General features: G+C 64.0%; 8 protein-coding genes. 2 read left to right on the plus strand and 6 right to left on the minus strand.

What is annotated here, in order from left to right:
- Positions 1 to 9: 9 nt before the first annotated feature.
- From Mrose_RS12535 to proS, 6 genes are all read right to left on the minus strand, one after another.
- Positions 10 to 483 carry a YqeG family HAD IIIA-type phosphatase gene (locus Mrose_RS12535; protein ID WP_119278748.1) on the minus strand — a complete coding sequence of 158 codons (474 nt, stop codon included), beginning with the start codon at positions 481 to 483 and terminating at the stop codon, positions 10 to 12.
- A 179-nt stretch (positions 484 to 662) separates the two neighbouring features.
- Positions 663 to 2,276, minus strand: coding sequence for a long-chain fatty acid--CoA ligase (locus Mrose_RS12540; protein ID WP_119278750.1), 1,614 nt, complete (start codon positions 2,274 to 2,276; stop codon positions 663 to 665).
- A gap of 198 nt (positions 2,277 to 2,474) precedes the next feature.
- On the minus strand, positions 2,475 to 3,104 hold the full coding sequence (locus tag Mrose_RS12545; protein ID WP_245969888.1) for a VOC family protein: 630 nt from the start codon (positions 3,102 to 3,104) through the stop codon (positions 2,475 to 2,477).
- A complete protein-coding gene (nth, locus tag Mrose_RS12550; protein WP_119278759.1) occupies positions 3,101 to 3,706 on the minus strand; it encodes an endonuclease III in 606 nt (201 codons plus the stop codon). The genes Mrose_RS12545 and nth overlap by 4 nt, the downstream gene beginning before the upstream one ends.
- 135 nt (positions 3,707 to 3,841) lie before the next feature.
- Positions 3,842 to 4,852: a Gfo/Idh/MocA family protein gene (locus Mrose_RS12555; RefSeq protein WP_119278754.1), complete on the minus strand. Its 1,011-nt coding sequence runs from the start codon at positions 4,850 to 4,852 to the stop codon at positions 3,842 to 3,844.
- A 241-nt stretch (positions 4,853 to 5,093) separates the two neighbouring features.
- The gene (gene proS, locus Mrose_RS12560; protein ID WP_119278756.1) at positions 5,094 to 6,527 is read right to left on the minus strand and encodes a proline--tRNA ligase; all 1,434 of its coding nucleotides are present in this window, start codon (positions 6,525 to 6,527) and stop codon (positions 5,094 to 5,096) included.
- A gap of 445 nt (positions 6,528 to 6,972) precedes the next feature.
- Here proS and Mrose_RS19670 point away from each other — a divergent pair, with 445 nt between their 5' ends.
- Together Mrose_RS19670 and Mrose_RS12570 are read left to right on the plus strand one after the other, a co-directional pair.
- Complete coding sequence (locus Mrose_RS19670) at positions 6,973 to 9,597, plus strand: S8 family serine peptidase (protein WP_119278758.1); 2,625 nt, start codon at positions 6,973 to 6,975, stop codon at positions 9,595 to 9,597.
- A 250-nt stretch (positions 9,598 to 9,847) separates the two neighbouring features.
- Positions 9,848 to 10,046 (plus strand): GNAT family N-acetyltransferase (locus Mrose_RS12570; RefSeq protein ID WP_147371643.1); only part of this gene is annotated, 199 nt, incomplete at its 3' end.

Consider the following 10,046-nt stretch of genomic DNA (forward strand, 5'->3'; position numbering starts at 1 on the left):
CCACCTACCCTATAGTTTGAGAATCAAGCGCTCCAACCGCCGCACCAGCCTGGTATAGTCCAGCTCATTCTGAGAGATGGGCGTCACCAGAATGGTGTAGGCCCCAGCCAGGTTGCCCCCCAGCACGTCGGTAAAGACCTGGTCACCCACCATCGCCACCTGAGAGGGGGGCAGCCCCAACTGCTTGAGCCCCTTGCGAATGCCAAACCAGGGCTTGCCAGCCAGTCCGATGCCCTCCACCCCCAACTTGGCCGACCAGGCCTTCAGGCGCTTGCGTCGGGCATTCGACACCAGAAACACCCGGATCCCGGCGGCCTCGAGCGACTTCACCCAGGCGATGAGTTCCTCGGGGGGCTCGCCCTTGAATTTGTAGGGCACCAAGGTGTTGTCCAGGTCGAGCAGCAAACCTTTGATCCCCCGCGCTTCCAGCCATTGCGGGGTGATCTCGAGCACCGACGACAGTTGGGCCTTGGGCCTAAGCATCCACAAGTAGTCTAGCGTTACTTCCCCCGAATGGGGGGTCATGCGTCACGCGAGGACACGCCAGCCGGCCAAAAGCTGTACGTCGTACGCCTAACGCAAAACGCAATACGCGAGTAGCTATCGGCTATCGGCAACTTCCGTAGGGGCCCCTCCCCAAGCCTGGATGGCCGGGGAGAAGGTCACTCCCACTGCCAGTTCTTGTATTGCTCGCGAAGCTGGGCTTTGAGGAATTTGCCCGTGCTGGTGCGGGGAATCTCGTCCACGAAGACGAAGGCATCGGGCAGCCACCACTTGGCGACCTTGGGCTCGAGAAAAGCCCGCAGCTCCTCGGGCGTGGCGCTCATGCCCTCCTTCAGCACCACCGCCGCCAGCGGGCGCTCGGCCCACTTGGGGTGAGGAATGGCGATCACGGCGGCCTCCTTCACCGCAGGGTGGCCCATGAGGGCGTTCTCGAGGTCGAGGCTGGAGATCCACTCCCCGCCCGACTTGATGAGGTCCTTGGTGCGGTCGGTGATCTTGACGTAGCCCTCGGGGTCGATGGTCACCACGTCGCCGGTGCGGAACCAGCCATCCTCGCTCCACTTGCCCTGCTCGCTGTCGAGCTTATAGTAGCTGCTGGCGACCCACGGTCCCCGGACCTCGAGCTCGCCCATGCTCTTGCCGTCCCAGGGCACCACGCCCTTCTCGCCCACGGCCCGCACCTCGACCAGTGGCGTGGGGATGCCCTGGGTAGCGCGGTAGGCGTACTGCTCGTCGGGGGAGAGGCGCTTGAGGTGGGGCTTGAGGCGGCTCGTCGTGCCCAGGGGGCTGGTCTCGGTCATGCCCCACGCGTGCAGCACCTTGAGGCCGAAGCGGTCGAAGCCCCGGATGAGGGCCTCGGGGGCCGCCGAGCCGCCTACCACCATCTCCATGCCCTTCACCAGCTTGAAGCGCTCGGGTTCTTTTTGCAGCGTCTGCAACACGCCCAGCCAGATGGTGGGCACCCCGGCGGTCTTGGTCACGGCCTCGCCCTCGTAGAGCTCGAGCAGGCTCACCGGGTCGAGGTGCGGTCCCGGCAGCACCAGCTTGGCCCCGGTCATCACCCCGGTGAAGGGCAGGCCCCAGGCCATGACGTGGAACATGGGCACTACCGGGCACAGCACGTCCTGGGCGGAGAGGTTGAGCGCGTCGGGGAGGGCCGAGCCCAGGCTGTGCAGCACGGTCGAGCGGTGGGAGTAGACCACGCCCTTGGGCTTGCCGGTGGTCCCCGAGGTGTAGCACATTCCCAGCGCCTCGCGCTCGTCGAGCTCGGGGTACTGGAAATCGCCGCTGGCCTGCGCGATGAACGCCTCGTAGTCGGTGAGCCCCTCGGGCACGGGCTGCCCGGTGAGCGGCACCACGATGACCTTCTCGAACTTCACGTGCTCCTTGATGGCCTCGTAGAGCTTGAGCAGCACGTCGTCCACGATCAAAAAGCGGTCCTCGGCGTGATTGACGATGTAGGCGATGTCGGAGGGGTGCAGCCGCAGGTTGAGGGTGTGCAGCACGCCTCCGACCGCCGGGATGCCGAAGTAGGCTTCGAGGTGGGCATAGGTGTTCCACGACAGCGTGGCGACCCGGTCGCCCTTTTGTAAGCCCGCCTTCTGCAGCGCTTCGGCCAGCGCCCGGCTGCGGCGGTAGAAGTCGGCGTAGGTGTAGCGGTGCAGGCTCCTGTCGGGCAGGCGGGTGACAATCTCCTGCGGCCCGAAGAGCCGCCCGGCGCGCTCGAGCAGGTGGGGCAGGGTGAGGGGAAAATCCATCATCGTCGACTGCATGCTGTTCTCCTTTGAGATGCGAAAAGCCTCGCGCTTTTGGCGTGGACCAAGTGTAAAAAGGTAGGGCCTCGCCGCCAGGGCGTTGCCTCGCTATTTGGACTCAAGGGTACAAGGGACTTCTTGCGAAAGTGTGCCGAACGCCCAAAACCACGACCCTGGGGCGTTTTGGCTCTCGCGTCCGACGTAGGATATGCGACCCTACCGCAACAGCCGTAACCCGGAGGGGGTTTGCACTTGGGCGAGGAGTCCGGGAGCGGGGGAGGCCTCGAGTTCCAGCCCCGTCCCCAGCGCTTTCAGCCGGGCCTCGACCCGCTCAGGATGGGGATGAAGGCCCCTCAGGCGTACCAACCGACAGCCGGAATCGGGGAGGCGGGTGGTGGGGTGGGGCGTGTCGCCCCAAGAAATCACGGTGGGGATCAGGCCGTGCTCGAGCAGCTCCCCGTCGTCGGGAATGGTAATGTCCCACTCCAGGTCGCCCCGGCTCATGCGGTGGACTTTGCCCAGCTCGGGGAGGACGGCGACTGCCGCGTGGATGTCGTCGGTGCGGGCGACCCAGTGCAGCAGCCGGGGGGATCGGCTAAGTTCGGCCTGAAGCCGGGGGTTGTCCAGCCCGAACCAGCGCGGGCGGCCCGGATCGGTGCCCTCGGGATCGAGGGCGATGACCTCGAGGTAAACCCCCTCTCCCAGGCTCAGCAGGCTGTTGTGGGTGCCCATCTTGAGGTGCCGCCCGCCGGGCGCGGGGCGCACCCCCAGGGCCCGCTCCACGTAGGCGCAGCCTTGCTCGAGGGTGTGGGCTGCGACCACGATGTGATCGAGGCTGAGCCTCACCAGGCCCCCCGGCTGAGGCAGACCTCCCACAGTGGGCAGCCCTCGCACTGGGGCTTGCGGGCCGTGCAGCGGTAGCGCCCGAAGAGGATGAGGGCGTGATGGACGAAGACCCATTTCTCGCGGGGGAACAGGCGCTCGAGGTCGCGGCCTATTTTCTCGGGGTCGCTCTTGTCGGAGAAGCCCAAGCGCCTCGCCAGCCGCGTGAGGTGGGTGTCCACCGCGATGCCCGGAACCTTGAAGGCCGCTCCCAGCACGACCGTGGCGGTTTTCCAGCCCACGCCGGGCAACTGCTGCAGCTTGGCCTTATCCACCGGGACTTCCCCGCCGTGCTCCTCGACCAACTTGCGCGCCAGCAGCACGAGATTGCGGGCCTTGGCTCGGTAGAGCCCGATGTTCTTGATGAAGGGCTCGACCTCCTCGGGCGTGGCCTGGGCCAGGCTGGCGGCGTCGGGGAAGCGGGCGAACAGCGCAGGCGTGGCCTTGTTCACCGAGGCGTCGGTGGCCCTGGCCGAGAGCACGGTGGCGACGAGCAACTCGAAGGGGTTGCGGTGCTCGAGTTCGGTGGTGGCGTTGGGGTAGAGCCGCTCGAGCACCTCCAGCACCCGCGCGGCTCGAGCCTGCTTGGCCTCGAGCGTCTCCTGGGGAAGAGCCCGAGCCCGCGAGGCTTTGTGGGCTCTGGCCCGGCCTGGTTTTTGCTGGGTTGCACTTTTTCCTGCCACGTTCTGAAGTCTATCGCGTTACCCTTCCCCCGCCGTTCGCTGCCCTTCAACCAGTTCCCCCGGATACCGCAATCCCCACTGTGCCCGGAACGCGTCCATGACCTCCATGATGGCGATGGTTTCGGCCAGGGGCATGACCTCTGACTCCAGCTTTCCCGCCCGGATGCAGTTCATGGTCTCGATGGCCTGGAACTGGTCGCCGTGGCCTTCATAAGGGCACTCGAGGGTTTTGGCCTGCCCGTCTTTGTGCAGCACCAGCCTCTTGGCGCGGTACCAGGGGTTGGGGATCTCGACGTAGCCCTCGGTGCCGTAGAGGTAGGCCGCCATGTTGGTAGGGGTGTGGAGGCTCGAGACCAGCGCGGCCATGCGCCCGTCGCGGTAGCCCAGCAGCAAAACAGCCTGCTCGTCCACCCCGGTCGGTCCCAGGTAGGCCTGGCTATCGAGGCGTTCGGGTTTTCCCCAGAGCATCGAGGTGAAGGAGAGAGGATACACCCCCACGTCCAGCAAGGCTCCTCCGGCCAGCTCGGGGTTCAGGAGCCGGTGCTCGGGCCCGACCTGGGCGCGGAAGCCCATGCTGACCTGGATCACCCGCACCTCGCCAATCACCTTCTGCGCCAGCAACTCGCGCAGCCGCACCATGTGCGGCAAAAAGCGCGTCCACATGGCCTCCATCAGGAAGAGCCCCTTTTCCCTGGCTTTCTCGGCCATGCGCCGGGCCTCGAGCGCGTTGTGGGCGAAGGATTTCTCGCAGAGGACGTGTTTGCTGTGCTCGAGGCACAGCAGGGTGTGGGCGTAGTGGTGGCTGTGGGGTGAGGCTACATAGATCACGTCTACATCAGGATCGGCGGCGAGTTCCTCGTAGCTGCCGTAGCGGCGGGGAATGGCGTATTCTTCCCCGAAGGCCTCGGCGGCCTCGAGGCTCCTCGAGCCCACCGCCAAAAGCTCGGCGCCCTCGAGGCTACGCAGGGTGTCGGCCAGGCGGCCCGCGATGCGTCCGGTGCTCAGAATGCCCCAGCGGATCTTCTCCATTCCCACATTGTAGGGGGCGCTTTCGAGCGCCCCCAGCTATCGTTCCCGCCTCGGCGACCAGGAAGCAGCCGCCAGCCATCAGCGAAAGGCTATTGGCTTGTGGCTGTCCCACCCCAACCTTTCCCGCGCGCGGGGAAGGTTTATCCCCCCTAGCTAAGGGGGGAACAAGGTGCCTTGCGTTTCGCGTCTTGCGTACGGCGTAGGACGTACGACCCGTACCCGGCTATCGACCATCGACCCCCTAGTACGCCTTAGCGAACAAAATCCGCTTGCCGTAGCCGCTCTCCCTGCCACAGCGGATACACTTCCCCTGCGCCTGGGGCTCGTCGAAGGGGATGCAGCGGGTGGTGGCGGTGGTCTCGGCCTTGATCTGCCTCTCGCACGCCTCGTCGCCGCAGTGGAAAGCCTTGACGAAGCCCTGCTCGATTTTCTCCTTGAACTCCTCGTAGTTATCCACTTCCCAGGTGTGGCTGTCGCGGAACTCGAGCGCCCGCCGGTAGAGCGCCTGCTGGAAGGCCTCCAGCCGTTGGGGTAGTGTCGCAACGATCTCGCTGATTTGAACGGTCTCCTTGCCGCCCAGGCGGCTCGCCAGCACGGCGGTGCCCGCCTCCACGTCGCGGGGGCCAATCTCCAGGCGCAGCGGCACGCCCTTGAGCTCCCACTCGTTGAATTTGAAGCCGGGGCTGTACTGGTCGCGGTCGTCGAGATGGACCCGCACGCCCGCGGCCTTGAGGTCGGCGGTCAGCTTTTCCACCGCGGGCATGACCTGCTCGCGGGTGTCCGACTTGTAGATGGGCACGATCACCGCCTGAATGGGGGCGAGGCGAGGGGGCAGGATCAGGCCCTTGTCGTCGCCGTGGGTCATGATCACCGCGCCCACCATGCGGGTGGAGAGGCCCCAACTCGTGGTGTGGACGTACTTGTTCTGCTGATCCTTGTCCTGGAACTGGATGTCGAAGGCTCTGGCAAAGTTGGTGCCCAGGTAGTGGCTGGTGCCTGACTGCAGCGCCTTGCCGTCGCGCATCATGGCCTCGATGGTGGTGGTGTAGACCGCTCCGGCGAACTTCTCGCTCTCGGTCTTGACCCCCTCCCACACCGGCACCGCCGCCCACTCACGCGACATCTTGGCGTAGATGCCCAGCATCTGTCGCACCTCGGCCTCGGCCTCCTCCTGGGTGGCGTGGGCGGTGTGGCCTTCTTGCCACAAGAACTCGCTGGTGCGCAAGAAGGGCTTGGTGCGCAGCTCCCAGCGCACCACATTGCCCCACTGGTTGAGGAGCTGGGGCAGGTCGCGGTAGGTGCGAATCCACTTGCCCCACATGTAGCCGATGATGGTCTCCGAGGTCGGGCGCACAGCTAGGGGTTCCTCGAGCTCCTCCCCACCCGCGTGGGTCACCACCGCCAGTTCAGGCGCGAACCCCTCGACGTGCTCGGCTTCCTTCTGGAAGAAGCTCATGGGGATGAAGAGGGGAAAGTACGCGTTGGTGTGGCCGGTGGCCTTGAACATGTCGTCCAGGACACGTTGAATGTTCTCCCACAGGCCAAAGCCATAAGGCCTGATGACCATCGTGCCGCGCACCGGGCCATAATCCACCAGTTCAGCTCGCAGGATGACTTCGTTGTACCACTCGTTGAAATCTTGGCTTTGCGGAGTCAGGCCTTTTTCCTTCGCCATACCGCACCATGATACTTGCTCGCTCGAGCACGTCGAAGGGCGTATCTTCGTTTGTCCTTTCCCCAGGTAGGGTCACGCCCTAGCCGCGGCTTTGCCGTAAATACCGGGGCTAAGTTCGACAGCTTCGGTATTTCTGCGCGAGACTGCAAAGCTGGAAATATTCTATATAGCCAAAAGTTTTTAGTCGTGAAATGGCTTTGTAACGCCTGAAGTAACGCCTTTGCTCTCGAGGATGCGGGCGTATACTGAGGTCAACGAAAAACCGGGGTATCTGGCAGTCCAGCGTTCGGGCAGGGGCGTGACCTCAATGGCGGGTGTACTTGTATTGGTTTCTTGGAGTTTCCCACCTTCGAACCCCATTTGATGAAAGGGGGTGAAGACCTGTTTTGTAGAAGGGCTTATATCTAGATTTCTCAATCCCAAATACTAGCGAGGTGAAATCCCTATGTACTGGAAATACTGGTTTTTGGCGATCGCTGCTGTATTGCTACTGGCCCTGGCGGCCTGTAGCACCAAGCCCCCGAGCCAAGCTGTGAGCACCCAAAGCGTCCAGGAGGTATTTCCCGAGAGGTCTCTGCCCTCGATGGAGAGCGGGGCTTTCCTGGACGAAACCCCTGATCTGTGGTTCGTGGAGCTCTCGAGCCCACCCAGCGCCGAGGGTACCCCACGGGCCACGCTGGAAGCCGAACAGCAAACCTTCCGGGAAGCGGCCCGGAAAGCCAGGCTCAGATACACTGAGCGCTTCGCCTTCAAGACTCTTTGGAACGGATTTTCCGTCCAGGCCTCCCATTCGGAGGTGCCCAAGCTCTCCCGGATTGCCGGGGTGAAAAATGTCTATCCGGTGGTCAGGGTGTCGCTGCCCCCTACCGCCCTGGTGACCGATCCTGAGCTAGCCACTGCCTTGGCCATGACCGGGGCTGACATCGCCCAGAGCGAGCTGGGCTTTAGCGGCCAGGGCATCAAAGTGGCCGTGATGGACACCGGCGTGGATTACAACCACCCCGACCTAGGCGGCTGCTTTGGCCCCGGCTGCCGGGTGGCGGTGGGTTGGGATTTCGTGGGCGATGCTTTCAACGCCGACCCCAGCTCGCCGCTCTATAACCCCACCCCTGCCCCCGACCCCAATCCCGACGACTGCAACGGTCACGGCACCCACGTAGCCGGCATCGTAGGGGCCAACGGTAGCGTGAAGGGCGTAGCCCCCGGCGTGACCTTCGGGGCTTACCGGGTCTTCGGCTGCGAGGGCTCCACCACCGCCGACATCATGATCGCCGCCATGGAGCGGGCCCTGGAAGACGACATGGACGTGCTTAACATGAGCATCGGCTCAGCCTTCCAGTGGCCGCAGTACCCCACTGCCCAGGCCAGCAACCGCCTGGTCAACAAGGGCATGGTGGTGGTGGCTTCCATCGGCAACAGTGGGGCCAATGGCCTGTACTCAGCGAGCGCTCCGGGCCTGGGTGAGAAGGTCATCGGGGTAGCCTCGTTCGACAACACCCACGTTTCGCTGAATACGTTCACCGTAACCCCCGCAAACCTCACCATCGGATACGCCAATGCTGCTGCAGCTCCCCCCGCTCCCACCTCGGGAAGCCTGCCGCTGGCACGCACCGGCACGCCCGCGAGCACAGCAGACGCTTGTTCGCCGTTGCCTGCTGGCAGCCTGACTGGTAAAGCGGCGCTCATCCGTCGCGGCACCTGCACGTTCCACACCAAGGCGTCCAACGCGCAAAACGCGGGTGCAGCCGCGGTCGTGCTTTATAACAGCGTGGCTGGCCGTTTTAGCCCGACGGTTGCGGGCACACCGGCGATTACCATCCCGGTCGTGGCCATCTCGGACGCCGAAGGTGTGGCCATCAACAATGCTATCGCTTCAGGGACGCCGCAAACATTGAACTGGACCGACCAGTTTGGTTCCTTCCCCAACCCTACCGGTGGGCTGATCTCATCCTTCAGCTCCTACGGCCTCTCGCCCGATCTCGCCCTCAAGCCTGACATCGGCGCACCCGGCGGTCTGATCCGCTCTACCTATCCGCTCGAGCGGGGTGGGTACGCCACCATCAGCGGCACCTCGATGTCCAGCCCCCACGTGGCTGGCGCGGCGGCCCTGCTGCTCGAGGCCAGGCCCAATACACCTGCCCAGGCCATGCGCGGCATCTTGCAAAACAGCGCCGACCCCAAGAACTGGTGGGGCAACCCCGGCCTGGGCTTCCTGGATAACGTGCACCGTCAGGGTGCCGGCATGCTGGACATCGACGACGCCATCCTGGCCACTACCAAGATCGAGCCCGCCAAGCTCTCGCTGGGTGAGGGTTTCCCCCCGACCCAGACACTCACCCTCGAGAACAACGGCCCGGATGCCGTCACCTACGACCTCTCCTTCGTCAATGCCCTCTCCACCGGTGGCGTGATCAGCCCCGGCTTCTTTACTTCCAACGCTACCGTGGCTTTCAGTAGCCCCAGCATCACCGTACCGGCGGGAGGCAGCGCCAGCGTCAACGTGACCATCACCCCACCCACCGCCGCCAACCACCAGTACGGCGGTTACATCGTCTTCACGCCCCAAGGTGGCGGCCAGGTCTACCGGGTGCCCTTCGCCGGTTACTCGGGCGATTACCAGTCTATCCCGGTGCTCACGGGTGGCTTCCCCATGTTAGCCAGCCTCTCCAGCTGCGCCTTGCTGAGGGGCCTGGATTGCTTTGCGGGGGGCATTTATACCCCGAAGCCCGGTGGGGCAACCTACACGCTCACCGATGCGTTTAACACCCCTTACATTCTGGTTCACCTCGACCATCAGGTGCGCCTGTTGCGCATGGAGGTCTTCGAGGCTAGCTCCGGCAAAGCCTGGCACCGGGCTCTAAACCAGGATTATGTGGGTCGTAACTCCACTGCGACCAGCTTCTTTGCTTTTTCGTGGGATGGAACTACCTTCGGCGGCAACAAAACCTACACCGTGCCCGATGGCCAGTACGTGATCAAGGTTTCGGTGCTCAAGGCCCTGGGCGATGCCAGCAACCCGGCCCACTGGGAGAGCTGGACCTCGCCGGTCATCACTCTGGATCGTCCCTAGAGATCGGCATTTCAAAAAGGACCCGCCACGTGCGGGTCCTTTCTTCGTGCTCCTGGCTGCAGGGTGCTCGAGCTCGGCGAATCCCTGAATCTGAGCTGTCCTGGTAGCGAATTCTGGTGTTTGGCTCGAGGGCTATGAACCCGTTGGACTGCGAAGGAAGCTAGAGGGTGTTATGGACTTTAGGGCTAACACCCTCTAGGGCATGGGTAAATGTAGCGTATGATAGCCCGCTTGGCCCTATGCTGTGAGCATGGAACTCCGCGGCTCCCACGTGTTGCTGCGCCCCTTTCGCTGGGAAGACGCCCCTGACTTGTTCCCTTTGTGCCAGGACGAGGAAATGACCCGTTTTCTGGCCTGGGGGCCGCACAAAAGCCTTGAGGACACCTACCGCATGCTCGAGGGCTACATCGGGCAGGAGCATCAGTGGGCGGTGGAGGTGGGGGGGAAGG

This window comes from Calidithermus roseus, assembly GCF_003574095.1.
Classification (GTDB): Bacteria; Deinococcota; Deinococci; order Deinococcales; family Thermaceae; genus Calidithermus; species Calidithermus roseus.